Annotated in this window: 20 protein-coding genes and 2 pseudogenes; 5 read left to right on the top strand and 17 right to left on the bottom strand. The window is 71.8% G+C overall.

Going from position 1 to position 25,932, the window contains the following annotated elements; genetic code table 11:
• Nucleotides 1-134 precede the first annotated feature (134 nt).
• On the top strand, nt 135-602 hold the full coding sequence (locus N8I84_RS12180; RefSeq protein ID WP_263229538.1) for an RDD family protein: 468 nt from the start codon (nt 135-137) through the stop codon (nt 600-602).
• A 105-nt stretch (nt 603-707) separates the two neighbouring features.
• On the opposite strand, the gene N8I84_RS12175 is transcribed toward N8I84_RS12180, so the two are convergent.
• The 4 genes from N8I84_RS12175 to lipB all read right to left on the bottom strand — a co-directional run bounded on the left by N8I84_RS12175 (nt 708) and on the right by lipB (nt 3,981).
• Nucleotides 708-1,409: a DUF4191 domain-containing protein gene (locus N8I84_RS12175; protein ID WP_263229537.1), complete on the bottom strand. Its 702-nt coding sequence runs from the start codon at nt 1,407-1,409 to the stop codon at nt 708-710.
• 164 nt (nt 1,410-1,573) lie between these two features.
• A complete protein-coding gene (locus N8I84_RS12170) occupies nt 1,574-1,771 on the bottom strand; it encodes an SCO2195 family GlnR-regulated protein (RefSeq protein ID WP_200417036.1) in 198 nt (65 codons plus the stop codon).
• A 277-nt stretch (nt 1,772-2,048) separates the two neighbouring features.
• On the bottom strand, nt 2,049-3,038 hold the full coding sequence (lipA, locus tag N8I84_RS12165; protein ID WP_263229536.1) for a lipoyl synthase: 990 nt from the start codon (nt 3,036-3,038) through the stop codon (nt 2,049-2,051).
• A gap of 145 nt (nt 3,039-3,183) precedes the next feature.
• On the bottom strand, nt 3,184-3,981 hold the full coding sequence (gene lipB / locus N8I84_RS12160; protein ID WP_263229535.1) for a lipoyl(octanoyl) transferase LipB: 798 nt from the start codon (nt 3,979-3,981) through the stop codon (nt 3,184-3,186).
• 241 nt (nt 3,982-4,222) lie between these two features.
• Here lipB and N8I84_RS12155 point away from each other — a divergent pair, with 241 nt between their 5' ends.
• Nucleotides 4,223-5,698: a regulator gene (locus tag N8I84_RS12155; protein ID WP_263229534.1), complete on the top strand. Its 1,476-nt coding sequence runs from the start codon at nt 4,223-4,225 to the stop codon at nt 5,696-5,698.
• Nucleotides 5,699-5,711: 13 nt separating this feature from the next.
• Here N8I84_RS12155 and N8I84_RS12150 read toward each other — a convergent pair whose 3' ends face one another.
• Entirely contained in the window at nt 5,712-7,082 is a 1,371-nt protein-coding gene (locus N8I84_RS12150; protein ID WP_263229533.1) for an NAD(P)/FAD-dependent oxidoreductase, read from the bottom strand.
• A 188-nt stretch (nt 7,083-7,270) separates the two neighbouring features.
• The gene (locus tag N8I84_RS12145; RefSeq protein ID WP_263229532.1) at nt 7,271-8,173 is read right to left on the bottom strand and encodes a TIGR01777 family oxidoreductase; all 903 of its coding nucleotides are present in this window, start codon (nt 8,171-8,173) and stop codon (nt 7,271-7,273) included.
• A 71-nt stretch (nt 8,174-8,244) separates the two neighbouring features.
• On the opposite strand from N8I84_RS12145, the gene N8I84_RS12140 reads away from it, so the two are divergent.
• The gene (locus N8I84_RS12140) at nt 8,245-8,733 is read left to right on the top strand and encodes a GNAT family N-acetyltransferase (RefSeq protein ID WP_263229531.1); all 489 of its coding nucleotides are present in this window, start codon (nt 8,245-8,247) and stop codon (nt 8,731-8,733) included.
• Nucleotides 8,734-8,803: 70 nt separating this feature from the next.
• On the opposite strand, the gene N8I84_RS12135 is transcribed toward N8I84_RS12140, so the two are convergent.
• A complete protein-coding gene (locus N8I84_RS12135) occupies nt 8,804-9,988 on the bottom strand; it encodes a MarP family serine protease (protein WP_263229530.1) in 1,185 nt (394 codons plus the stop codon).
• Nucleotides 9,989-10,340: 352 nt separating this feature from the next.
• Here N8I84_RS12135 and N8I84_RS12130 point away from each other — a divergent pair, with 352 nt between their 5' ends.
• Together N8I84_RS12130 and N8I84_RS12125 are read left to right on the top strand one after the other, a co-directional pair.
• The gene (locus N8I84_RS12130) at nt 10,341-11,084 is read left to right on the top strand and encodes a peptidoglycan recognition protein family protein (protein WP_390899027.1); all 744 of its coding nucleotides are present in this window, start codon (nt 10,341-10,343) and stop codon (nt 11,082-11,084) included.
• A 129-nt stretch (nt 11,085-11,213) separates the two neighbouring features.
• Nucleotides 11,214-11,471 carry a hypothetical protein gene (locus N8I84_RS12125; protein ID WP_263229529.1) on the top strand — a complete coding sequence of 86 codons (258 nt, stop codon included), beginning with the start codon at nt 11,214-11,216 and terminating at the stop codon, nt 11,469-11,471.
• Nucleotides 11,472-11,473: 2 nt separating this feature from the next.
• Here the strand turns inward: N8I84_RS12125 and N8I84_RS12120 are convergent, their stop codons facing one another.
• The 10 genes and pseudogenes from N8I84_RS12120 to N8I84_RS12075 form a co-directional block, all read right to left on the bottom strand.
• Nucleotides 11,474-11,992, bottom strand: a complete 519-nt coding sequence (locus N8I84_RS12120) for a DUF4240 domain-containing protein (protein ID WP_263234739.1) — start codon at nt 11,990-11,992, stop codon at nt 11,474-11,476.
• Between the two features lie 56 nt (nt 11,993-12,048).
• On the bottom strand, nt 12,049-13,053 hold the full coding sequence (locus N8I84_RS12115; protein WP_263229528.1) for a helix-turn-helix transcriptional regulator: 1,005 nt from the start codon (nt 13,051-13,053) through the stop codon (nt 12,049-12,051).
• A gap of 77 nt (nt 13,054-13,130) precedes the next feature.
• Entirely contained in the window at nt 13,131-15,833 is a 2,703-nt protein-coding gene (gene aceE, locus N8I84_RS12110) for a pyruvate dehydrogenase (acetyl-transferring), homodimeric type (RefSeq protein ID WP_263229527.1), read from the bottom strand.
• 297 nt (nt 15,834-16,130) lie between these two features.
• Nucleotides 16,131-16,754, bottom strand: coding sequence for a GntR family transcriptional regulator (locus tag N8I84_RS12105; RefSeq protein ID WP_200417025.1), 624 nt, complete (start codon nt 16,752-16,754; stop codon nt 16,131-16,133).
• Between the two features lie 194 nt (nt 16,755-16,948).
• Nucleotides 16,949-18,774: pseudogene (sucB, locus tag N8I84_RS12100) on the bottom strand (2-oxoglutarate dehydrogenase, E2 component, dihydrolipoamide succinyltransferase).
• Nucleotides 18,775-18,833: 59 nt separating this feature from the next.
• On the bottom strand, nt 18,834-20,222 hold the full coding sequence (gene lpdA, locus N8I84_RS12095) for a dihydrolipoyl dehydrogenase (protein WP_263229526.1): 1,389 nt from the start codon (nt 20,220-20,222) through the stop codon (nt 18,834-18,836).
• 302 nt (nt 20,223-20,524) lie between these two features.
• Nucleotides 20,525-22,054, bottom strand: coding sequence for a leucyl aminopeptidase (locus N8I84_RS12090; RefSeq protein WP_263229525.1), 1,530 nt, complete (start codon nt 22,052-22,054; stop codon nt 20,525-20,527).
• 253 nt (nt 22,055-22,307) lie between these two features.
• Nucleotides 22,308-23,089 (bottom strand): annotated as a pseudogene (locus N8I84_RS12085) (adenosylcobinamide-GDP ribazoletransferase).
• 40 nt (nt 23,090-23,129) lie between these two features.
• A complete protein-coding gene (locus tag N8I84_RS12080) occupies nt 23,130-23,813 on the bottom strand; it encodes a hypothetical protein (protein WP_263229524.1) in 684 nt (227 codons plus the stop codon).
• Nucleotides 23,814-23,913: 100 nt separating this feature from the next.
• Nucleotides 23,914-25,911, bottom strand: a complete 1,998-nt coding sequence (locus tag N8I84_RS12075; RefSeq protein WP_263229523.1) for a phosphatidylglycerol lysyltransferase domain-containing protein — start codon at nt 25,909-25,911, stop codon at nt 23,914-23,916.
• Nucleotides 25,912-25,932 lie beyond the last annotated feature (21 nt).

Genomic DNA, 25,932 nt, shown 5'->3' with positions numbered 1-25,932 from the left:
GGCACACGCTGCAGCCGACCATAGGGACGGGCGGTTTCTCAGGCGTGACCCATTTGTTTCTCCCAGGTTAACCAGCTCCCGCCTGAGTGACCCCGCCCGCCGGACCGCCAAATCGGGAGCGATACCGTGGACGGGTGGACAACAGGCAAGCAATCGGATCGTGGCTCTCCGGTCCCCGCGCGGCCATGGAAGAAGCCGGGGCGGACCTCGGATACCGCGGGGAGCAGCTCGGTCTGCCGGAGCAGGGGCCGGGCTCGATCGCCCGCCCGGGCCGGCGCCTCGGCGCCCTCGCCGTCGACTGGGGCCTGTGCGTCTTGATCGCATACGGTCTGATCACCCACGGCTATGAGCCGGCCACGAGCAACTGGGCGCTGCTCGTCTTCTTCGCGCTCGGCATCCTCACGGTCGGCACGATCGGCTTCACCCCCGGCAAGCGCCTCTTCGGGCTGCGGGTGGTGGCCCTGGGCACGGGCCGGGTCTCGCCCCTGCGCGCGGTGCTCCGCACGCTCCTGCTGTGCCTGGCCATTCCGCCGCTGGTCTGGGACCGGGACGGCAGGGGGCTGCACGACCGGATGGCTGGGACGGTCGAGGTCAGGACCTGAGGTTTCCACCGGGCCCGAGACTTCTGCCGGGCCCGAAAACGCCGATCGGCCGTCCGGGACATGACGTCTCAGGACGGCCGATCGACGCGATCTCGACTTGTCGGCTCATCGGCCCTTCGGGCCGCCTCGCGGCATCCGCATCCCCTTCGGAAGAGGACCCTTCGGCAGCGGCATGTTGCTCATCAGGTCACCGAGGGCCCGCAGCCGGTCGTTCGTGGCGGTCACCTGGGGACCGGTGAGGACCCGCGGGAACTTCAGCATCGTCGTGCGCAGCTTCTTCAGCTCGACCTGACCCTCGCCCGTGCCCACGACGACGTCATGGACCGGTACGTCCGCGACGATGCGCGCCATCTTCTTCTTCTCGGCGGCGAGCAGGCTCTTGACCCGGTTCGGGTTGCCCTCGGCGACCAGGACGATGCCGGCCTTGCCGACCGCGCGGTGCACCACGTCCTGGCTGCGGTTCATCGCGACCGCCGGGGTGGTGGTCCAGCCGCGGCCGATGTTGTCCAGGACCGCCGCTGCTGCGCCCGGCTGGCCCTCCATCTGCCCGAAGGCGGCGCGCTCGGCCCGGCGTCCGAAGACGATCGCCATCGCGAGGAAGGCGAGCAGGAGGCCCAGAATGCCGAGATAGATGGGGTGGCCGATCAAGAAGCCGATCGCGAGGAAGACACCGAAGGTGATGATTCCGACAGCCGCGAGTACAAGACCGATCTTCGGATCGGCCTTGCGGGTCATCTTGTAGGTCAGGGCGATCTGCTTCAGTCGCCCGGCGTTCGCAGCGTCCGCTGCAGTTTCCTTCCTCGCCATGCCACGCAGTCTACGTGGCCGGGGAAGCGGCTACGACGGCAGTGCCGGGGTTGGAGCGGGTGCGGAGCGGTGGGGACGCTCCGGTGCGCCGGGGAGGCGCCGCGTGGCGGCCATCGGCGGGACCGGGTGGCCGTGACGGGCGGGGCGCCGGTCTGGACCGGCTGTTACGAGCGGGACGCCGCGGCCTCAAGGACGCGCTCGGCCTCGACGCGGTCCTTGGCGCGGCGGCGGTCCTCCAGGACGGAGTTCCAGGCGTTGCGACGGGCGGTCCGCTGGCCGCTGCTCATGAGCAGCGACTCGATGGCACGGAGTGCATCGGTGAACGACGGGATCGCGTTGGCACGTACGGGTGCGGCCTGCATGGTGGACGTCCCCCTCGGGTCGGCGGCTCGTGGCCTGGGTGCTACCGGGCGTAAAGCCAGGCTCACTGTTTGGTGTTACCAGCACGTGACCGACCGGTCAAACGCCAATGAAGCCTTGCTGCGCAGCGCGAAAACCCGAACGCGGCCCCGACGGTGCCCGCTAGCTGCGGGGACGGTCGGGACCGCGTCAATCGGCCACTACCCGGCGGTAGCCGCTTGTGTGCGGATTCACACACGGGAAGTGGCACGGGGTGCCACCATCAGGGTGACGGCCGGGTCAGACGGCCTGTGCGGCGACGTATGTGCTGCCCTGCCGCGGAGCATCCGCCTGACGCTGCTCGACGGCCATCCGGTAGAGCCGCCCGGCGCGGTACGAGGAGCGCACGAGCGGACCGGACATGACGCCGGAGAAACCGATCTCCTCGGCCTCCTCCTTCAGTTCCACGAACTCCTGCGGCTTCACCCAGCGCTCCACGGGGTGGTGGCGAACGCTCGGCCGCAGGTACTGGGTGATGGTGACCAGTTCGCAGCCGGCGTCGTGCAGGTGGCGCAGGGCCTCGCCGACCTCCTCGCGGGTCTCGCCCATGCCGAGGATCAGGTTCGACTTCGTCACCAGCCCGTAGTCGCGGGCCGCGGTGATCACCTTGAGGGAGCGCTCGTAGCGGAAGCCGGGGCGGATGCGCTTGAAGATCCGCGGGACGGTCTCGATGTTGTGGGCGAAGACCTCGGGGCGGGAGGAGAAGACCTCCTCGAGCTGCTCCGGGACCGCGTTGAAGTCGGGGGCGAGGAGCTCGACCTTCGTACGGCCGCCCTCGCGGTCCGCCGTCTGCCGGTGGATCTGCCGCACGGTCTCGGCGTACAGCCAGGCGCCGCCGTCCTCCAGGTCGTCGCGGGCGACGCCGGTGATGGTGGCGTAGTTCAGGTCCATGGTGACCACGGACTCACCGACGCGACGCGGTTCGTCGCGGTCGAGTGCCTCGGGCTTGCCGGTGTCGATCTGGCAGAAGTCGCAGCGGCGGGTGCACTGGTCGCCGCCGATGAGGAAGGTGGCCTCGCGGTCCTCCCAGCACTCGTAGATGTTCGGACAGCCGGCTTCCTGGCAGACCGTGTGCAGGCCCTCGCTCTTCACGAGGTTCTGCATCTTCGTGTACTCGGGACCCATTTTCGCCCGGGTCTTGATCCACTCGGGCTTGCGCTCGATGGGGGTCTGGCTGTTGCGGACCTCCAGGCGCAGCATCTTGCGTCCGTCGGGTGCGACTGCGGACACGTCGGCTCCCTGTAGCTTCGATTCTTCGGCGTACACCAGGGTACGCCCGTGGTTGTCTGCCCCCGCGTTGAGGCCAACCTGGGGGCCTCGGGGTGCATTCCCCTGCCGGGTGCGCGGGATTGGTTTCGCACACCCGGGCGCGTCCTCACGCCGAGGCCCGCTCGACCTCCCGCGGCTTCAGGTCCGCGTTCTCCAGCACGTCCCGCAGGTGCCGCTCCACCACCGGCAGCACCTCCTCGATCGTCACGTCCCGGCCCAGCTCGTTCGCCAGGGACGTGACACCCGCGTCCCGGATCCCGCACGGGATGATCTTGTCGAACCACGCGTTGTCCGGGTTCACGTTCAACGCGAAGCCGTGCATCGTGACACCCTTGGCGACGCGGATCCCGATCGCCGCGATCTTGCGGTCCTCCCGTCGCTGCCCCGCGTTGGACGGCGCGTACTCCGGGCCGTTCAGCCGCGGGTCGAACTCCTCGTCGTGCAGGCGCGGGTCGAAGTCCAGGGAGAGACCGCCCAGGGAGGGGCGCTGGTCGACCGGGTCCCCTAGAACCCACACCCCGCTCCGGCCCTCCACCCGCGTCGTCTCCAGGCCGAACTCCGCACACGTGCGGATCAGGGCCTCCTCGAGGCGCCGTACGTGGGCCACCACGTCCACTGGGCGCGGGAGCTTCTGGATCGGGTAGCCCACCAGCTGGCCCGGGCCGTGCCAGGTGATCTTGCCGCCGCGGTCCACGTCGATGACCGGCGTGCCGTCCAGGGGCCGCTCCTCGGGCGCCGTGCGCCGGCCCGCCGTATAGACCGGGGGGTGCTCCAGGAGCAGGCAGGTGTCCGGGATCTCGTCCGCGAAGCGGGCGGCGTGCACCCGGCGCTGCTCGTCCCACGCCTCCTGGTAGTCGACGGCATCGGTCCCGAACCCCATACGGACGAACCGCAACTCGCTCACGGCAAGCGCCTCCCTAGAAGCCTCGTAAGGCGCGAAACGCGCCCACGCCACTGTACGTCCGGCCCGGAGGAAGGGCGCCGCCCGGGCCACCGTCAGCTCGACCCAGCAATCCTCACACGATCGGATGAATGGGTACCGAAGAGTGCGATCGTCTGCTCACTCTCCGCTACATTCACGCCGTCACCAGGCCATAAGGGCTGTTCACAGACGATGTCAGGGCAGGCAGGAGACCGCACCGCAGATGACGGAACGACCCGCGCAGCGCACCCCCAACCGACAGCTCGCCGCGCTCATCGCAGAAGCGGGGTTCTCCAACGCAGGTCTCGCCCGTCGCGTCGACCAGCTGGGCCTCGAACACGGGCTGGATCTGAGATACGACAAGACGTCCGTGACGCGCTGGCTGCGCGGGCAGCAACCGCGCGGCACCACCCCGGCGCTGATCGCAGAGGTGTTCACCCGCAGGCTCGGACGCCGGCTCACCGCCCAGGACCTCGGGCTCGACGCCTGCGCCCCGGTGTACGCGGGGCTGGAGTTCGCCGCCACTCCGGAGGAGGCCGTCGACATCGTCAGCGGCCTGTGGCGCAAGGACTCCGGCAGCCACGCCGAGCTCCGGAAGATCGCGTTCACGCCGGCCGGGCTCGTCGTCCCCAGCCGGGACTGGCTGATCGGGCGCCCGGACGACAAGGTCGCCCGCTGCGAGAGCGTCCCCCGCATCCCCGCCCAGGGCCGCCCCGCCTCCCCCAAGTTCTCGACTCCGCTCGAACAGGGTGGACCCCCGTCCCGGCAGCGCGGCCAGTCCGAGCGCGGCCCCGGCCAGAAGGTCACCGGCGGAGACATCGCCGCCCTCCGCTCGGTCGGCGAGCTGTTCCGCGCCCTCGACAACGCCTACGGCGGAGGCCACGCCCGCCAGGCCCTCGTGCGCTACCTGGAGCACGAGGCCGAGCCGATGCTCCGCGGAACCTACGGCGAGCAGACCGGCCGCCGGCTGTTCGCGGCCGCCGCCGATCTGACCCGGCTCGCCGGCTGGACGTCGTACGACATCGGCGCGCACGGCCTCGCCCAGCGCTACTTCGTCCAGGCGCTCCGTCTCGCCCAGGCCGCCGGGGACCGGATGTACGGGGCGTACGTGCTGGTCACGATGAGCCGCCAGGCCGTCTACCTCGGCCACGGCCGCGAAGCCGTACAGCTGGCGCGCGTGGCACAGCAGGGTGTCGGCACCTCGGCGCCGCCCGTCGTGCAGGCGCTGCTGCACGCCGTGGAGGCGCGCGGGCACGGCGTGCTCGGCGAGGTGCGCGCCTGTACGTCCTCCCTCGTACGGGCCGAGCGTGCGCTGGAGTCCGCCCGGCCCGGCGACGAGGCCCCGTACTGGGCGCGGTTCTTCGACGAGGCGCAGCTCGCCGACGAGTTCGGGCACTGCCACCGGGACCTCCAGCAGTACCGGGCCGCCATCCAGCACGCCGAGCGCTCGCTGCAGCTGCGCGCGCCCGGCTACGCCCGCAGCCGGCTGTTCTGCCGGGTCGTGCTCGCCACGGCCCGGCTCGGCCTCGGCGAGCTGGACCAGGCGTGCCAGCTCGCGGCCGAGGCCGCCGGGCAGGCGGCGGAGATGCGGTCGGTGCGGGCGACGGAGTACGTACGGGACTTCGAGCGCCGCCTGGAGCCGTACAAGGACGCCGCCCCCGTGCGCGGCTACCGGGACAAGGTCGCCGCCCTGCACTGACCCCGGCGGCCGCTCAGGCCGCCGTCGGCAGCGGGTCCGCCAGCATGGTCGGAGCCGTGCCCAGGTCCGCCAGGACCGCGGAGGCGGCCCGGTGACCCGAGTGCAGTGCCCCCTGCACCGTGCCCGTGTCCCGGTGGTCGCCGCACACATACAGACCGGCCAGCAGCCGCACCGGCCGGCGTACGTCGTGCGGAGGGCGCATCACCGGGACGGCCCGCGCGGTGTGGTGCACGGCGAGCGTCTCCCACCGTGTGGTCGAGGTGCCGTACAGCCGGGTCAGATGGGCGCGTACGGCGCCGTCGACGTCCTCCGGCGGCGCGCCGAGGACGGTGGAGGAGACCAGGGGCCGGCCCGCGGGCGCCCGGGACGGGTCCACCAGGCTGACCACCGCCGTGTGCGCCACCGGGCCGTCGCGGTCCGCGTCGAGCAGCAGTGACGCGCCGGTCGGCGGCGGCTCGTCCATGGTGTGGTGGACGACCGTGACGGGATGGAACTCGGGCACGCGCAGCCCGGGCAGCAACTCGGCGGCGGCGTGCGCGTCGGTGGCCAACAGCACGGCGCGGCAGCGGAATTCGCCGTGCTCGGCGGTGGTGACCGAAGTGGTGGAGATCGAGGTGGCGCGCACGCCCGTGTGCACCGTGCCCGACGGCAGCGCCTGCGCCAGCAGCTCGGGCAGCATCTCGGCGCCGCCCTCCGGCAGGCACAGCCGACCGCTCGCGAAGGCGCGCAGCGCCAGGTCGGCGGCGCGGCTCGACATGCCGAGCTCCGGGTCGCACAACAGCGCGGCGAGCAGCGGACGCAGAAAGCCCTCGACCGTACGGGCGGGCATCCCGCGGGCCGCGAGCGCGCGCCCGGCGGTCGACTCGGGCCGCGCCAGCAGCCGTTCCACGGGGGTCGCGGCCATCCGGGCCAGTGCCGCGTTGAGCCGCGCCTGGTCCACGGCACCGCCGAGCGGGGCCGGGGATCCCGCCGCCCTCGGCCGGACGGCCCGCACGCCGGCCGTTCCGCTTCCCGAGCGGGGCGCACCGGCGAGAGCGCGAACGGCGTTGAGCGCTCCCCGTGCGCCCCCTGCCATCGGGAGAGCGCCCGCGCGCCGGTGACGGCCGCCGCTGTGCACCAGGACGCCCGGCGCGAAGGGCCGCAGGACGAGCGCGTCGAGCCCGGGAGTCAGGCCCAGTTCGGGATACGACGTGGACAGGAGCTGTCCGACGCGGTCGAGCCGGAAGCCGTCGACCTTCTCGGTCGACATCCGGCCGCCCACACCATGGGCGGCCTCCAGGACGGTGGTACTCACTCCTGCGCTGGTCAGCCGGTGGGCCGCCGCGAGGCCCGCCACCCCGGCCCCCACGATGACGACGTCCGCCTGATACACGGGCTTCAACACGTGCCCCTCCTCGAGGTTGCGCGGTCGGCGAAGACGTCATGCCCGCGACCGGCTTCAGGAATACCCGAGTTCTGCTCGAGGGTAGGGCCACGCACGGTCAAGTGAAGTCGCGCATCAACAGAGCACGGTCGCACAGCGGTCGCATATGGTCGAACGCGAAAGGTTTCGTCCGCCGGTGCGCCGTCCGGTCACCGCCCGAGCGCCGCCCGCAGCGCGTCCTCGATCTCGGGGAACGTGAACGAGAACCCCGACTCCAGCAGCCGCTTGGGCACCACCCGGGCGCTGCCGAGCACATCCCCGGCCATCTCGCCGAGCGCGAGCCGCAGTGCGGGCGCGGGCACGGAGAAGAGCGTCGGCCGGTGCAGCACCCGTCCCATGGCCGCCGTGATCTCACCGTTCGTCAGCGGCTCGGGAGCCGTCAGGTTGAACGGCCCGGACAGTCCGTCCGTGCCCAGGAGATGACGGATCGCCGCCACCTCGTCGTACAGCGAGATGAACGACCAGTACTGGCGCCCGTCTCCCATGCGCCCGCCGAGCCCCGCCTGGAAGAGGGGGAACAGTCGGCCCCACGCGCCGCCTTCACGCGCCACCACCAGTCCCGTGCGCAGAAACACCGTCCGCACGCCCGCCTCCCGGGCGGGATCCGTCGCATCCTCCCACTCCACGCACATCCGGGACAGGAAGCCGTCCCCTGGCGGAGCCTCCTCGTCGACCACTTGGTCCCCGGTCTCGCCGTAGTAGCCGATCGCGCTCGCGTTCACCAGCACGCGCGGCGGTTCGGGCAGGGAGGCGACGGCCTCCGCGAGCGCCGCCGTACCGAGCACCCTGCTGTCCCGCAGCGTCTTCTTGTACGCGTCCGTCCAGCGGTGGTCGCCGACCCCGGCCCCGGCGAGGTTGACCACCGCGTCGCACCCGGCCAGCCCGGCCGTGTCGATGTACTGCCCCTCCGGATCCCAGCAGACCTCGTCCTCGCCCCGGGCCGCGCGACGCACCAGGCGCACCACCTCATGCCCCTCCGCCGCCAGTGACCGGACCAGGGCACTGCCGATGAGTCCGGACGCACCGGCCACGGCGATCCTTGAAAGTTCCATGAAATCCATCCTGCCCGTCGCCGCTTAAAACCCCGGTCAGGACATGCGTACCCCGCCGTACAGTGACCTTCATGCCCGCTGCGTACATACGGCTCGCCACCCCCGACGACGAGGACGCGCTCGGTCGGCTCGACCGGGAGACCTGGTCCTCGCTGCACGCCGTCCAGCCCCGCCCCCAGCCGCCGTACGAGCCCTTCTACAACGAGCGGTTCGGGCCGCGGGACCACCTCGTCGCGGAACTCGGCGGCGCGCTCGTCGGCTACATCCGGCTCGGGTTTCCGACCTCGCTCGCGTGCAACTCCCACGTCCGGCAGATCCAGGGCCTGGCCGTCGCCGAGGAGGCACGCGGCGCCGGCGTCGGCCGGGCGTTGCTCCGGGCCGCCCAGGACGAGGCCCGCCGCCGCGGCGCCCGCCGTATCACCCTGCGCGTCCTCGGCCACAACACCCCCGCCCGGGGGCTCTACGAGTCCGAGGGCTTCGTGGTGGAGGGCGTCCTGCCCGAGGAGTTCCTGATCGAGGGCGAGTACGTCGACGACGTCCTCATGGGCCGCTTTCTGTGACAGCCACGGGCTCAGGGGTCCTTGCACCGCACCACGCGACCTCATCGGGCGCTCATGGCGCAAGGACCCCTCAGGACGTGACGAGCTCGCCCGTGTCCACGGGTGTCGTGGCGCTCGCCGCCCGTTGGGCGTCGCCCGTCACCTCGTCCGCCGTCAGGACGTACCCCGTCTCCTGGTCGGAGGTGGACCGGGCGAACACCACGCCGTACACCTCACCGTCGGTGGTGAGCAGCGGGCCGCCGGAGTTGCCCGGCAGGACCGTGGAGCGGATGGAGTAGATCTCCCGCGTGACGGTGCCCGTGTTGTAGATGTTCTGACCCGTCGCCTGGATCTTGTTCGCGACCGTGGCGGCCCGCAGTGTCAGGTCGCCGTCCTGCGGATAGCCCGCGACCACGGCCGCGTCACCGCGCTTGGCGTCGTCGTCGAAGCGCAGCACCGGCGCCCGCAGATCCGGCACGTACAGCACGGCCACGTCCCGGTCGGGGTCGAAGAGCACCACCCGGGCGGCGTACGCCGGACCGACGCCGCCGATGCGCACGGTCGGATGGTCGATGCCGGCCACCACGTGGGCGTTGGTCATCACATGCCGCGCCGCGTACACGAACCCGCTGCCCTCGCGGCCCTGGAGGCCCGAAGCGCCCTCGATCTTGACCGTGCTGAGCTTCGCCGCGTTCGTGGCGCTCGGTGTGACGTTGTCCCCGGAGGGCTTGGCCACCCCCGCCGTCGGCTCGTTCTCGAAGGGGTTGAAGACCTGTGGGAAGCCGGCCTGGGTGAGCGCGGAGGTGGCGCGCGAGAACCACGTGGGGGTGGTGTCCGGCATCACGTTCTGCACGGCGCCCAGCAGCCGTGAGTCCCGGATCGCCTCCGTGACCAGCGGTGAGGAGGAGGCGCCGAGGACGCTCGCGGCCACCCACGCCACGATCAGCACCGACAGCGAGTTGGCTGCCGCCCCGCCGATCCCGTCGGCCACCCTGAGCGGCCCGTGGTCCAGCTCACGCCGCAGCTTCAGCGCGAGCCGGCCCGCCAGCTCGTGGCCGATCGCCGCCGGGACCAGCACCGTGAACACCGCCGTCACCGTGGCCGCGGTCGTCCCCCGCGTCACCAGATGCATCACCCAGGGCAGGACCCACACGCCGACGACGGCGCCGCCCACGAAACCGGCCAGGGAGACACAGCCGGCCACCAGTCCGCGCCGGTAGCCGGACGCCGCGTAGGCCAGGACGACCAGCATCAGAAGGATGTCGAGCAGGTCCACGAAGCCGCCTTTCTCTTGGACCCCTTAGTACGCGCAGCGGGGTTCCGGTGATCAGCCCCACGCACGCCGCGCGCGGAAATCGGCTCCGCGCGCCGACCTGCGCTGCACCACCCGGGGGACAACCTCCGGACCGCCGGCCGGCGTGTGGTTGCCCGGGCGACCCGCGCGACGCGCACTGGTGAAAACGTCCTGGACCTGGACGATGGTTCCACCGGGTGGCACACCACACATCGCGGACGCGACGGAGGGGATGGACAGTGGGTCCATGCGTGTCTTCCGAAGAGCACGAAGGGGCAGGAAAAGACGCCCGCTCCGTTCGCTCCGTTCGGTGCGGATCTCGGGCGTCGTCCTGCTGCTGGTCGGCTGTACGCCCGGACTCACCGCCGGTGCCGCGCTGCTGATCGGGACGTTGAACACCGAAATCCCGGTCGAGGTACGGCGCCCGCGGCCGGTCGGCGCCCGCTCCGCGCTCCTGCACACGGCGCCCAGGCCGCGCATCCTGCCGAGGTCCGCCTGGGCGCAGCCGGAGGAGGGCGCCGGGAGCCGGCCGGCGCCGCGCTACGACGACAAGGTCGTCGCCGTCTTCGTGCACCACACCGCCTCGCCCAACCGGTACGACTGCGCCGACACACCCCGCATCATCCGGGCCCTTTACGCGGGCCAGATCGGCAACCGCCGCTGGGACGACATCGGCTACAACTTCCTGGTCGACCGCTGCGGCACGATCTACGAAGGCCGTTCGGGCGGCGTCGAACGCCCCGTCACCGGCGCCCACACCCAGGGCTTCAACCACCGCACCTCGGGCATCGCCGCCATCGGCACCTTCTCCCAGGGCGTGCCCGTGCCCCGGGCGATGACCGACGCGATCGCCGCCCTGGCGGCATGGAAGCTGGGCCTCGCGGACGTCGACCCGCGCGGCAAGGTCAAGCTGGTCTCCAGCAACGGCCAGAGCCGGTACCAGGAGGGCAAGACCGCCCTCCTGCCCGCCCTCGCCGGCCACAACGACGGCTACATGACCAACTGCCCCGGCGCGGCCCTCACCGCCCTGCTCCCGTCGATCAGACAGAAGGCGGCCCACCTCCAGGGCAGGAAGTGAGGGCCCGTCATGGCCTCGTGTCCCGCTTCGCCCGCGGCCCGGTCCACAGCGACGCCACAGGTCGTGCGCAGGGTCCTGAGAACCCGGCGGCCTACGGTTTTGGCAACAGCCGAACCGGAGGTGTGGACCATGAGCAGCAGCAGTACGGAGATGAAGAGGACGAGCACCTGGGCGGGGGCCGCACGCAACCCGTGGACGGTGCTCTGCGCGGTCGCGGCGGTCGTCCTGGGCCCGGCCGCGACCACGGCGTCCGCCCTCGACCAGGCCAACAAGGCGCCGCTCCACCACGCGGCGACCCCCGGCCGGGCGCCGCACCCCCACCTCCCGGGCGCCGCCCAGGCGCAGGCCTACCTGCCCTCGGAGGCCACCCGTCGGCGCGCGGCATAGCCTCAGGCCCGGAAACGCTCCCACAGTCTCGGGTAGCGCTCGGCCAGCACGGACTCGTTCTCCAGGTCGAACGGCGTGCCCTCCGGCTCCGCGGGCGTGGGCGGGATGTCCAGGTCGGGCGTCTCGGTGCCGGTGAGCTGCTCGTACGCCTCGTCCGCCGCGTAGCCGAGTTCCTCTCCGTCGCCGTCGATCTCCTCGTCGAACTCCTCCAGCAGGTCGGCGAGCGAGTCGGGATCGTGCAGGGCGCCCTCGAACATGTGCCGGCCCTGGCCGATCAGCCAGCACCGGAAGGAGTCGAACGCGTCGTCGCTGGCCCCGTCGAGCAGCACCCAGGCGGCACCCCACAGGTCCCAGCGGTAGGAGCGGTTGAACCGGGACTCGAAGTGCCGGGCGAAGTCCACGACCGACTCCGGGTCCAGCTGGAGCAGCCGCTCGACGAGCACGTCGGCCTGTTCCGCGGGGTCGCCCTCGGCGGCCTCGCGGCTCGCGTCCACCAGCTCCCAGAACTCCATCTCGTCCATCACGGGACCAGCATCGGCCTTCGGCGCAACGGGCGCACGCGGAGTGCGCCGGGACGTCAGGAGGCGTAGAGCCCCGCGAGCCGCCGAGCGTCGCTCGCGAAACGCGCCCGCAGCCCCTTCGGCGACAGCACCTCGACCTCCGGGCCCAGCGCCGTGAGCTGGGTGTGCGCGACCTCCTCGGACTCCACCGGCAGGGTCGCCCTCACCCAGCCGCGCTCGTCCGGGGCGTCCGCGTCCCGCAGCGCCTCCCGAGCCGCGGCGTGGCCGACGGCGTACGGCAGTCCTCTCACGCCGTCCTCGGACAGCCGCACCACGACCTCGGCCCGCAGGATGGACCGCGCGAACTGCTCGGCGCGCTCCGCCCAGAAGGCGGGCAGGTCGAACGCCTCGTCGCGGGCGAAGCGTTCCCCGCCCACGTCCACAGCGGTGAAGCGGTCGATGCGGTACACCCGGAAGGAGCCGTGCCCCGCGTCCCGCGCGGTGCGCCCCTGCGGCTCGCCGACGCGCGCGCACAGGTACCAGACGCCCGCCTTCAGCACGAGCCCGTAGGGCTCCAGTTCGCGCTCCACCACGTCCTCGCCGCGCCGGTAGCGCGCGGTGACCGGCCGGTCGTCCCACACGGCGTCCGCGACCGCCGGGAGCAGGGCGGGTGTCTCCGGCTCCTTGAACCAGTCGGGCGCGTCCAGATGGAACCGCTGCGCCGCCGTGCGTGGCGCGTCGCGCAGCGAGGGGAGGAGGGCAGCCGACACCTTCAGACGGGCCGCCGACGCCGCGTCCTGAAGCCCCATCTCGCGCAGCGCGCCCGGTACGCCGCTCAGGAACAGTGCCTCGGCCTCGCTGCGGGCGAGACCGGTCAGCCGGGTGCGGTACCCGCCGACCAGGCGGTAGCCGCCGATCCGTCCCCGGTCCGCGTACACGGGGATCCCCGCCTCCGACAGCGCCTGAGCGTCCCGGGTGACGGTCCGCTCGGACACCTCCAGCTCCTTCGCCAGCTCGGCGGCCGTCATGGAGGGCCGGGCCTGGAGCAGCAGCACCATTTTGATCAGACGGGCGGCACGCATGGGTTCATCATGCCGGGGACCACTGACAGGGAAGGGGCACGGCGAGACCGCCGTACCCCTTCACCGGACTAGAGCCCTTACAGGCCGTACTTCTCCCGGGCCTCCTTCACGGCCGCCGCCTTGACCTCGCCGCGCCCCGCGAGCTGGGCGAGGGCCGCGACCACGATCGACTCGGCGTCGACGCCGAAGTGGCGGCGGGCCGCCTCACGGGTGTCCGAGAGGCCGAAGCCGTCGGCGCCCAGCGAGGACCAGTCCTGCTCCACCCACTGCGCGATCTGGTCCGGGACCTGCCGCATGTAGTCGGAGACGGCCAGCACCGGGCCCTCGGCACCCTGGAGCGCCTGGCGCACGTACGGCACCCGCTCCTCGCCGCGCAGCAGGGCCGCGTCGGCCTCCAGGGCGTCGCGCCGCAGCTCGGTCCAGGAGGTCGCCGACCACACGTCCGCGGCCACGCCCCACTCCTCGGCGAGCAGCTTCTGGGCCTTCAGCGCCCAGTGGATCGCGGTGCCGGAGCCCAGCAGCTGGATGCGCGGGGCGTTGGCAACCGGGGCCAGGCCCGCGGACTCAGCCGTGTTGAAGCGGTACAGGCCCTTGACGATGCCCTCGTCGATGCCCGGGGCGGCAGGCTTCGCGGGCTGCGGCAGCGGCTCGTTGTATACGGTCAGGTAGTAGAAGACGTTCTGGTCCTCGCCCGGCGCCGCCTCGCCGTACATACGGCGCAGACCGTCCTTGACGATGACCGCGATCTCGTACGCGAACGCCGGGTCGTACGTCAGCGCCGCCGGGTTGGTCGCGGCGATGACGGGGGAGTGGCCGTCCGCGTGCTGCAGGCCCTCACCGGTCAGCGTGGTACGGCCGGCGGTGGCGCCGACGAGGAAGCCGCGGCCGAGCTGGTCGCCGAGCTGCCACATCTGGTCGGCGGTGCGCTGCCAGCCGAACATCGAGTAGAAGATGTAGAAGGGGATCATCGCCTCGCCGTGCGTCGCGTACGACGTGGAAGCGGCGATGAAGTCGGCCATCGAACCGGCCTCGGTGATCCCCTCGTTGAGGATCTGGCCGTTCTTGGCCTCCTTGTAGTACATCAGCTGGTCGCGGTCGACCGGCTCGTACGTCTGGCCCTTGGGCGAGTAGATGCCGAGGGAGGGGAAGAGGCTCTCCATGCCGAAGGTGCGCGCCTCGTCCGGGACGATCGGCACCCAGCGACTGCCGGTCTCCTTGTCGCGGACCAGGTCCTTGACCAGGCGGACGAACGCCATCGTCGTGGCCACGTTCTGCGAGCCGGAGCCCTTGTCGAAGGCGGCGAACGCCTTCTCGGCGGGCGCGGGCAGCGGGGCCACCGGGTGGACCCGGCGGGCCGGGGCCGGGCCGCCGAGGGCCGCGCGGCGCTCCTGGAGGTAGCGGACCTCGGGGGAGTCGGCCCCCGGGTGGCCGTAGGGGACCACGCCGTCGACGAAGTCGCTGTCCTTGATCGGCAGGCCGAGGCGGTCGCGCATCGCCTTGAACTCGTCCACCGTCAGCTTCTTCATCTGGTGGTTGGCGTTCTTCGACGCGAAGCCCTCACCGAGGGTGTGACCCTTGACCGTCTGGGCCAGGATCACCGTCGGCGCGCCCTTGTGCTCCACGGCGGCCTTGTACGCGGCGTAGACCTTGCGAGCCTCATGACCACCGCGGGAGATGTGGAAGCACTCGAGGATCTTGTCGTCGCTCAGCAGCTTCGCCATCTCGGCGAGCGCCGGGTCCTTGCCGAAGAAGTCCTCGCGGATGTAGGCGGCGTCGCGGGTCTGGTACGTCTGTACCTGCGCGTCCGGCACCTCGCGCAGGCGGCGTACGAGCGCGCCCGTGGTGTCGAGGGCGAACAGCTCGTCCCAGGCGGTGCCCCACAGCGTCTTGACGACGTTCCAGCCGGCGCCGCGGAACTGGGCCTCCAGCTCCTGCACGATCTTGAAGTTGGCGCGCACCGGGCCGTCGAGGCGCTGCAGGTTGCAGTTGATGACGAAGGTGAGGTTGTCCAGCTCCTCGCGGGCGGCGAGCGCGAGGGCCGCCGTCGACTCGGGCTCGTCCATCTCGCCGTCGCCGAGGAACGCCCACACGTGAGAGGCGGAGACGTCCTTGATGCCGCGGCTGGTGAGGTAGCGGTTGAAGCGCGCCTGGTAGATCGCGGAGAGCGGGCCGAGGCCCATCGACACGGTCGGGAACTCCCACAGCCAGGGCAGGCGGCGCGGGTGCGGGTAGGACGGCAGGCCGTTGCCGCCGGCCTCCTGGCGGAAGTTGTCCAGGTGCTGCTCGGTCAGGCGGCCGTCGAGGAAGGCGCGGGCGTAGATGCCGGGGGAGGCGTGGCCCTGGATGTAGAGCTGGTCGCCCGAGCCGTCGCCCTCCTTGCCCTTGAAGAAGTGGTTGAAGCCGGTCTCGTAGAGCCAGGCGGCGGAGGCGAAGGTGGCGATGTGGCCGCCGACGCCGTGTTTGCTGCCGCGCGTCACCATGGCCGCCGCGTTCCAGCGGTTCCAGGCGGTGATCCGGGCCTCCATCTCCTCGTCACCGGGCACGGACGGCTCGGCGGCGGTGGGGATGGAGTTGACGTAGTCGGTCTCGAGGAGCTTCGGCAGCGCGATGCCGCTCCCCTCGGCACGCTCCAGCGTGCGGCGCATCAGGTATGCGGCACGGTGCGGCCCGGCCGCCTTGGCGACGGCGTCCAGGGAGGCCTGCCATTCGGCGGTCTCCTCGGGGTCGCGGTCCGGGAGCTGGTCGAGCTCGCTCGGCTGGATGGCCTGGGGGTCGGTCATGTCGCCGCCTTCCTCAGTCGAAGGGGGTTCCCTCATCGGTAAGGGTCGGGGGTGCCCTTGGTCTTTGGCAGGACAGGGCGCGGGCTCCGGTGAGAGTCCACCGGGGACTCTAACTCCCTGATCGATGATCGATCAAAGGGTTGAGGGGCAAAACCTCTCGATCACGAGAAAGTCGGCACGCGGTGCCTCCAGCGGTGGCACCGGGTGACGTTGTTGGGTGGGGTTTTCGCAGGTGAGACTGCGTCTGAGCGCGGGGCCGCTCTGGTGTTCGGGGTGCCTGCGGGTGTCGAAAAGACGTCACGCCCTCGGCGCGCAGCCGAGCACGTGGGCCTTCACCAGGTCCGCGATCCTCGGGTCGCGGCGCTTGAACGCCTGTACCAGTTCCTCGTGTTCCTCCGCGTACGACTGCTGGACCGTGCCCAGCCAGCGGATCGACAGGGCCGTGAAGACCTCGATGCCCAGGCCCTCCCAGGTGTGCAGCAGCACCGAGTTGCCCGCCGCGCGGACCAGTTCCCGGTGGAAGGCCACCGTGTGCCGTACCTGCGCCGTACCGTCAGACCTGCGGTCCGCCTCGTAGAGCGCGGCCACGTGCGGTTCCAGCGCCGAGCAGTCCTCCGCCAGCCGCTGCGCCGCCAGTTCCGCCGCGATCGCCTCCAGACCGGCCCGGACCGGGTAGCTCTCCTCCAGGTCGGCCGCCGACAGGTTCCGCACCCGTACGCCCTTGTTCGGCGCCGACTCGATCAGTCGCAGCGACTCCAGCTCCCGCAGCGCCTCGCGCACGGGCGTCTGGCTGACCTCCAGCTCGGTCGCGATCCGCCGCTCCACGATCCGCTCGCCCGGCTTCCAGCGACCGCTGACGATCCCCTCCACGATGTGCTCGCGGATCTGTTCGCGCAGCGAGTGGACGACGGGCGCGGTCATGAGGGCTCCTTAGAAAGGGGCCCAGTGGCCCCCGGGGGCGTTCGACGTTTAGACAATACGGCTGCCACCGCCTGGGGGAAGGGCGCATACCGGCGCTTTTGCGCAGGTGAGACGAGGCTTACACCCGGCAAACGCGACGCCCCCGCCCGGAGAGCTCCGGACGGGGGCGTCGTACAGCCGTATCCCTGAGGGGATCAGAGGCCGAGCTCGACCTCGAACTCGCCCGCCTCCAGGATCGCCTTGACCGCCGTCAGGTAACGGGCCGCGTCGGCGCCGTCCACCAGGCGGTGGTCGTAGGACAGCGTCAGGTAGGTCATGTCGCGGACGCCGATGACCGTACCCTCCTCCGTCTCGATGACGGCCGGGCGCTTGACCGTGGCGCCGATGCCGAGGATCGCGACCTGGCCCGGCGGCACGATGATCGTGTCGAACAGGGCGCCGCGCGAACCGGTGTTGGAGATGGTGAAGGTCGCACCGGCCAGCTCGTCCGGCGTGATCTTGTTGCCGCGGACCTTGGACGCCAGGTCGGCCGTGGCCTTGGCGATACCGGCGAGGTTGAGGTCACCGGCGTTCTTGATGACCGGGGTCATCAGGCCCTTCTCGGAGTCCACCGCGATACCGACGTTCTCGGTGTCGAAGTAGGTGATGGTCCCCTCGGCCTCGTTGATCTTGGCGTTGATGACCGGGTGGGCCTTCAGCGCCTGGGCGGCCGCCTTCACGAAGAACGGCATCGGGGAGAGCTTGACGCCCTCACGGGCCGCGAACGCGTCCTTGGCGCGGGCGCGCAGCTTCATCAGGCGGGTCACGTCGACCTCGACCACCGAGGACAGCTGGGCCTGCTCGTGCAGCGCCTTGACCATGTTGTCGCCGATGACCTTGCGGATCCGCGGCATCTTGATGGTCTGGCCGCGCAGCGGGGAGACCTCGAGCGCCGGGGCAGCCTTCTTGGCGGCCGGTGCAGCGGCGGCCGGAGCCGGGGCAGCGGCGGCGGCCTTCGCGGCCTCGGCGGCGGCGATGACGTCCTGCTTGCGGATGCGGCCGCCGACACCGGTGCCCTTGACGGTGGACAGGTCGACGCCGTTCTCGGCGGCGAGCTTGCGCACCAGCGGGGTGACGTAGGCACCCTCGTCGGTCGGCTGGGCGGCCGGAGCAGCCGGGGCCGGGGAGGGCGTGGGCGCAGGTGCGGCCGCGCGGGAGCCGGAGCCGCGGGCTGGGCCGGTGCCGGGGCGGCAGCGGCGGGGGCCGCCGGGGCGGCGGGAGCCGGAGCCGGAGCGGCGGGCGCAGCCGGGGCAGCGGGAGCCGCGGGGGCGGCCGGGGCCTCGGCGGCGGGCGCCGGGGCGGGGGCGGCCGGGGCGGGGGCGGCCGCCGGAGCGGCACCCGGGGCGCCGATGACGGCGAGCTTGGCGCCGACCTCGGCGGTCTCGTCCTCACCGACGACGATCTCGAGCAGCACACCGGAGGTGGGCGCCGGGATCTCGGTGTCGACCTTGTCCGTGGAGACCTCGAGCAGCGGCTCGTCGGCCTCGACGGTGTCGCCGACCGACTTCAGCCAGCGGGTGACGGTGCCCTCGGTGACGGACTCGCCGAGCGCGGGCAGGACCACCTCGGTGCCCTCGGCGGTGCCGGCACCGGCGGCGGCCTCGGCGGTCGGGGCCGGGGCCGGGGCGGCCTGCTCGGTGGAGGGGGCGGCCGGGGCCTGGGCAGCCGGAGCGGCCGTGGGGGTCGGAGCCGGGGCGGGAGCGGCCTCGGCGGCCGGGGCCGGGGCGGCGGCCGGGGCACCGGTGCCGTCGTCGATGACGGCCAGCTCGGCGCCGACCTCCACCGTCTCGTCCTCGGCGACCTTGATGGAGGACAGCACGCCGGACGCCGGCGCCGGGATCTCGGTGTCGACCTTGTCGGTCGAGACCTCGAGCAGCGGCTCGTCGGCCTCGACGCGCTCACCCTCGGCCTTCAGCCAGCGGGTGACAGTGCCCTCGGTGACGCTCTCGCCGAGCGCCGGAAGGGTTACGGAAACCGCCATGGTTTCGGTTGCTCCTTACAAGTGCGGAAGTCTGTGTCGTCGCGTTCGTCGACCGAGGGTCAGTCGTGTGCGTGCAGAGGCTTGCCGGCCAGGGCCAGGTGGGCCTCGCCGAGCGCCTCGTTCTGCGTCGGGTGGGCGTGGATGAGCTGGGCCACCTCGGCCGGCAGCGCCTCCCAGTTGTAGATCAGCTGGGCCTCGCCGACCTGCTCGCCCATGCGGTCGCCGACCATGTGGACGCCGACCACGGCACCGTCCTTGACCTGGACGAGCTTGATCTCGCCCGCGGTCTTGAGGATCTTGCTCTTGCCGTTGCCCGCCAGGTTGTACTTCAGAGCGACGACCTTGTCCGCGCCGTAGATCTCCTTGGCCTTGGCCTCGGTGATGCCGACGGAGGCGACCTCCGGGTGGCAGTACGTCACCCGCGGCACACCGTCGTAGTCGATCGGAACGGTCTTCAGGCCCGCCAGACGCTCCGCCACCAGGATGCCCTCGGCGAAGCCGACGTGGGCCAGCTGGAGGGTCGGGACCAGGTCGCCGACGGCGGAGATGGTCGGGACGTTGGTGCGCATGTACTCGTCGACGAGGACGTAACCGCGGTCCATGGCGACCCCGGCCTCCTCGTAGCCGAGGCCCTGCGAGACCGGGCCGCGGCCGACGGCGACGAGGAGGACCTCGGCCTCGAACTCCTTGCCGTCGGCGAGGGTGACCTTCACGCCGTCCTGGGTGTACTCGGCCTTCTGGAAGAAGGTGCCGAGGTTGAACTTGATCCCGCGCTTGCGGAAGGCGCGCTCGAGAAGCTTGGAGGAGTTCTCGTCCTCGACCGGGACGAGGTGCTTGAGGCCCTCGATGATCGTGACGTCGGAACCGAAGGACTTCCACGCGGAGGCGAACTCGACGCCGATGACACCGCCGCCAAGGATGATCGCGGACTTCGGCACGCGGTCCAGGACGAGGGCGTGGTCGGAGGAGATGATGCGGTTGCCGTCGATCTCCAGACCGGGCAGCGACTTCGGCACGGAGCCGGTCGCGAGCAGGACGTGGCGGCCCTGGATCCGCTGGCCGTTGACATCGACGGAGGTCGGGGAGGACAAGTAGCCCTCGCCCTCGATGTAGGTCACCTTGCGGGAGGCGATCAGGCCCTGCAGGCCCTTGTACAGGCCCGAGATGACATCGTCCTTGTACTTGTGGACGGCCGGTACGTCGATGCCCTCGAAGCTGGTCTTGACACCGAACTGCTCGCTCTCGCGGGCCTGGTCGGCGATCTCGCCCGCGTGCAGCAGGGCCTTGGTGGGGATGCATCCCCGGTGCAGGCAGGTGCCGCCGACCTTGTCCTTCTCGATCAGGGCGACGTCCAGGCCCAGCTGCGCCCCGCGCAGGGCCGCGGCGTAACCACCGCTACCGCCGCCGAGGATCACTAGGTCGAAAACGGTGCTGGCGTCGTTCGCCACGTCACGTCCTCCATGCATGTGCGCCGTGCGCCGGTCGTCGGTGACCGGCAGGCGGCTGGTGTCCGGCCGCTTGATGCTTCGGCCCTTCGGTGGGGCCCTGTCCTGCCGAGACCCCATCTTTGCACTTGTCGGCGGCCGCCGAGACGCCGGGCCGGTGTGTGAGACGTCTGATCCGTCACGTCGCAAGGTCGCGGCGGCGGTGGTCCGTACGGATTTCGTCCAGGGCGTAACGCCGGTGCGACGACGAGGGCGCCCCCTGACCGCGTCGGTCAGGGGGCCGCCCTCATCGGTGTGTGCCGCGGTCAGCCCAGGTCGCCGGCGGCCGCCAGCTCCGCGAGCCGGACCAGGGTGCGCACCGCCGAGCCCGTGCCGCCCTTCGGGGTGTAGCCGAAGGGACCCTGCTCGTTGAAGGCCGGTCCCGCGATGTCGAGGTGGGCCCAGGTGATGCCCTCGCCGACGAACTCCCTCAGGAAGAGCCCGGCGACCAGTCCGCCGCCCATCCGCTCGCCCATGTTCGCGATGTCGGCCGTGGGGGAGTCCATGCCCTTGCGCAGGTGCTCCGGCAGCGGCATCGGCCAGGACTCCTCGCCGACCTCCTCGGCCGCCTCGTGGACTGCGGTGCGGAACGCGTCGTCGTTCGCCATGATCCCGAAGGTGCGGCTGCCGAGCGCCAGCATCATCGCGCCGGTCAGGGTGGCGACGTCCACGATCGCGTCCGGGTTCTCCTCCGAGGCCGCCCACAGCGCGTCCGCGAGGACCAGCCGGCCCTCGGCGTCGGTGTTGAGGACCTCGACGGTCTTGCCGCTGTACATGCGCAGCACGTCACCGGGGCGGGTCGCGGAGCCCGACGGCATGTTCTCGGCGAGGGCGAGCCAGCCGGTGACGTTCACCTCGAGACCGAGGCGGGCGGCGGCCACGACCGCGGCGAACACCGCCGCCGCGCCGGACATGTCGCACTTCATGGTCTCGTTGTGGCCGGCCGGCTTCAGCGAGATGCCGCCCGAGTCGTAGGTGATGCCCTTGCCGACGAAGGCCAGGTGCTTGCTCGCCTTGGAGTGCGTGTACGACAGCTTGACCAGGCGCGGGGCGGAGGCGGAGCCCGCGCCGACGCCGAGGATGCCGCCGTAACCGCCCTTGGCCAGCGCCTTCTCGTCGAGCACCTGCACCTTGATGCCGTGCTCCTTGGCCGCGGTCTGCGCGAGGGCCGCGAAGGCCGCCGGGTTCAGGTCGTTCGGCGGGGTGTTGATCAGGTCGCGGGCGCGGTTGAGCTCCTCGGTGACGGCGATGGCGCGCTCCACGGCCGCCTTGTACGCCTTGTCGCGGGGCTTGCCGCCGAGCAGGGCGACCTCGGCGAGCGGGGCCTTGCCGTTCTTGGCGTTCCGGCCGTTCTTGCCGTTCTCCTTGTACGTGTCGAAGGAGTACGCGCCGAGCAGCGCCCCCTCGCCGATGACGGCGGCGTCGGCGGCGTCCGTGATCGGCAGCGCGAAGGCGGCCTTCTTGGAGCCGTTCAGCGCGCGAGCCGCGGATCCGGCGGCGCGGCGCAGCGCCTCGGCGGTGAACGCCTCGTCCTTCTCCGGCTCGGCACCGAGGCCCACCGCCACCACGACGGGGGCCTTGAAGCCGGAGGGCGCGGGCAGCTTCGTCACCTCGCCCTCGGCACCCGAGGCGCCCAGGGTCTGCAGGATGGCGGCGAGCCTGCCGTCGTACGCCTGGTCCACGGCCTCGGCGCCCGGTGCGACGACCGGGCCCTCAGCGCCCTTCGCGACACCGACCACGATCGCGTCGGCGCGCAGGCCGGCCGCGGCGGCGGTGCTGAGAGTGAGAGCAGTCACGGTGGTGAAATCTCGCTTCCGATTGAGTTTCAGGTGGCCGAACGGATGGGGTCGGCCGGCCCGGGAACCGACCCTAGGCCCTGCCCCGTATCCGGTTTTCACCTGGGCAGGGAAACATCCGGCACGAGCCTACGCGCGGTGGCGGGTTTCCGTGGTGCCCGGCGTCGGGGATCACCGCCGGGGACGGTCACGCACTCCCCGAACTCCGCCCCGTGGGGCGTCCGGTACGACCTGAGGCGTGGCGGCAGCCGGTTCAGCCCAGTGACAGCACGACGAGTGCCGCCGTCGCGGCGGTCTCGGCGAGCCCGCCGAAGACATCACCGGTGACCCCGCCGAAGCGGCGCACGCAGTGCCGCAGCAGCAGTTCGGCGACGGCGACCGCGACGACGACCGAGAGGGCCGTACGGGCCGTGTCGTACGCCCCGAGGAGCGCCCCTCCGGCTGCCGCGGCCACGGCGACGACGACGGCCACCGCCAGTGCACCGCCCGCCGGCACCACGCCCGCGACCGCGGCCCCCAGCCCCTCGGGCCGGGCGGCCGGTATGCGGCGCGCGCGGCCAGGGTGAGGGCCAGCCGGGCCGCCGTCGCGGAGACGACCGCCGCGAGGACCCCCCGCTCCAAGGAGTGGCCGTACGCCTGCGCGAGCGCCGCCACCTGCGCCAGCAGCACGAGGACCAGCGTGATCACACCGAACGGCCCGATGTCGGACTGCTTCATGATCCGCAACGCGTCCTCGGCGGGCTTGCCGCTTCCGAGCCCGTCGGCGGTGTCGGCCAGCCCGTCCAGATGCAGCCCCCGGGTGAGCACGGCGGGCACGGCAGCCGAACCGACGGCGGCGAGCAGGGCTCCCGCACCCAGCAGATCCAGCACCGCCCCGGCCGACCCGGCGATCCCCCCGACGACGACTCCGGCGAGGGGTGCGCACAACATGCCTCCGCGCGCGGCGCCCCGGTCCCACCGGGTGACCTTGACGGGAAGCACGGTGAGGGTGCCGAAGGCGAAACGGAGGCCATGCGCGGGCGGGATCCTGGACACGGCGGCAGCGTAGCTGGCCGAGCCGACACGCCCCGGACCCTCACCCCCGGGTATCACGCAACCACGCGGCGTCCAGGGAACGTTGGCGCAGCTCCGACACCGAACACAGCAACACCACCGCCCCGATCGCCGCGATGTGCTCCTTGCCCGCGAGGTTGTCCTTCACCACCACCTCCACGACCATCGCCGCGATCACCACGCTCCCGGTGACGCGCGCGCCGTACCGCCAGCACAGGAACAGGGCCAGCCCGATCACCGCCGCCGACGGCCCGGTGTCGACGACCTGCGCGTCCGTCGCGGGCAGCCCCAGCGGATGGTGCGCGCCCAGGCCGATGCCCACGCGCGCGTACAGGGTGCCGGCCAGCGTGGCCGCGTAGGCGATGACGAGGGTGCGCCACCAGCCCAGGCAGATCTCGGCGATCCCGAAGACGAACAGTATCTGCAGCAGCGCCCCCCACACCGGCAGGTCGAGAGCCGGTACGAAGAGGGAGAGGGGGGTGCGCAGCAGGGCCAGCCACAGCGGCTCCTCGGCCCGTACGGACCCGATGTTCTGCACGAACTGAAAGCCCCACGACTGGTTCTGCACGAACTGCAGGACCGACGTGAGGCACACGGCCGTGAGCGTCGTCGGCAGCGCCCGCCAGGCGCGCCGGACGAGTGCCTGACGGACGGTGACGTACGGCGGTCCCCACTCGGCGCGGACCAGACGGGTGAGGGCGTTCATCCTGCGGTCCTCATCTGTCCGGCGCTCATCGACTCCCCGGCGCTCGACGTCTCCCCGGCGCTCGACGTCTCCCCGGCCCTCGTCATCTCCCCCGTGCTCCTCACCTGTGCGACTGGAGGTGCTTGCGGTGCAGCCACTTGGGCAGTCCCGGTGCCGCGGGGCCTGGCGTCGGATTCCCGCCTGCTCCGCGACGCCTGGCACGCACGCTCGCCGCGTTGCCGGAGCGCCCACGTGGCTCCTCCCCCAAGCTCTCGGCTTCGCTCGAGCAGGGGGGACCCCCACCGAGAAAGCTCCGGCGCCTTGCGATCGCACGCACCAGACGCAGCGGAGCCCGCCCTCCGGGCGGACGACGGGAATCCGACGCCAGGCCCCCCAGAAACCCTTCGGCCCGCGCCGACGCGATGCCGATGCGCAGCAGGTCCGCGCTCTTCTCGAAGAGCAGGAACCTCGGTTCCCAGATGGGCCGGTACTTCGCGTTGGCCCGGTACAGCGACTCGATCTGCCACCAGCGCGAGAAGAAGCTGAGCAGCGAACGCCACAGCCTGAGCACCGGTCCGGCGCCGAGCCGTGCACCACGTTCGAAGACGGAGCGGAACATGGCGAAGTTGAGTGAGACCTGCGTGACCTCGATCTCCCGGGCGCGGCGCAGCAGTTCGATGACCGTGAACTCCATGAGGCCGTTGTCGGAGTCCCGGTCGCGCCGCATCAGGTCCAGCGACAGGCCGTGCGGTCCCCACGGCACGAAGGACAGCAGCGCCCGCAGCCGTCCCTCGCCGTCCCTGCACTCCAGCATCACGCACTGCCCGTCCTCCGGGTCGCCGAGCCTGCCCAGGGCCATGCTGAAGCCCCGTTCGGTGGCTCCGTCGCGCCAGTCGTCGGCCTTCCGCAGCAGGAACGCCATCTCGTCGACGGGGATGTCCGCGTGGCGCCGGATACGGACCGTGTACCCGGCGCGTCGCACCCGGTTGCAGGCCTGGCGGACGGTGCGCATGGCCCGCCCTTCGAGGGTGAACTCGCCGACGTCCACGATGGCTTCGTCGCCGAGTTCCAGGGCGTCCAGCCCGTGCCGCGCGTAGACGGTTCCTGCCTCCTCGCTCGCGCCCATCACGGCCGGGATCCAGCCGTGCGCGCGGGCCTCGGCGAGCCAGGGCTCGATGGCCCCGGGCCAGGCCTCCGGGTCGCCGAGCGGGTCGCCGGAGGCGAGCGAGACGCCGCCGAGGACGCGGTAGGCGACGGCCGCCTTGCCGGTGGGCGACCAGATGACGCTCTTCTCACGGCGCAGTGCGAAGTACCCGAGGGAATCGCGCTCGCCGTGCCGTTCGAGCAGTGCCCGCAGCCGTTTCTCATCGTCCTCGGTGATCGGGTCGACGGCGCGCCGGGAGCGGAAGGCGGCGTACAGGACGGCGAGGACGAGCAGCGTGCTGAACACGTTGATGGTGACGTTGACCCAGTTGGGGGTGGCGATCCCCGGGTAGTGCGAGTCGTCCACGGTGACCGAGACCAGGCGCAGGGTGCCGTAGCGCCAGCGCTCCGGGAAGGTCGAACGGTGCGCGTCCGGTGCGGTGTTGGTGACGGTCACCAGGAACGCGGCGAGCAGCGAGGACGTGAGCAGACCACCGGCGGCGACGGCGGCGGCGAGCCGCGGGTTGGACCGGTCGCCCTTGGCGTAGAACTCGCGCCGGCCGACGAGGAGCGCGCCGGCGAAGGCCGCGGTGAGGACCAGGGAGATCCAGTTCTGGGCGTACTGCCGGATCTCCGGGAAGGTCATGGCGAACGCGAACAGCAGCAGGAACGGGCCGCTGAGCGCCAGGTTGAGGATCCACGCGGCCCGCTTGCGACGCCGCATGGTGACGGCGAGGAACATCGTGAACACGCCGGAGGCGAAGCCCGCGGTCAGCAGGTACGGCGTGAACAGGTTCTCCTGGTTGTGCCGTCGCACGTCCTGCCCGAAGGAGACCCAGACGGCGGAGAGGAAGTTGACGAAGGTGACGGCACGCAGGTACCAGACGGCGAACGCGGCGGCCCGCCGGGAGGCCCGCCCCCCGCCCCCCGGCCGAACCGAGCGTTCCCGTTCCGCACTAAATCGGGCATCTCCCATGAAGGGCGATGATATGGGGCA

Origin of the sequence: Streptomyces cynarae (assembly GCF_025642135.1) — a bacterium.
Taxonomy (GTDB): domain Bacteria; phylum Actinomycetota; class Actinomycetes; order Streptomycetales; family Streptomycetaceae; genus Streptomyces; species Streptomyces cynarae.
This window is presented reverse-complemented; position numbering and strand designations above follow the sequence as displayed.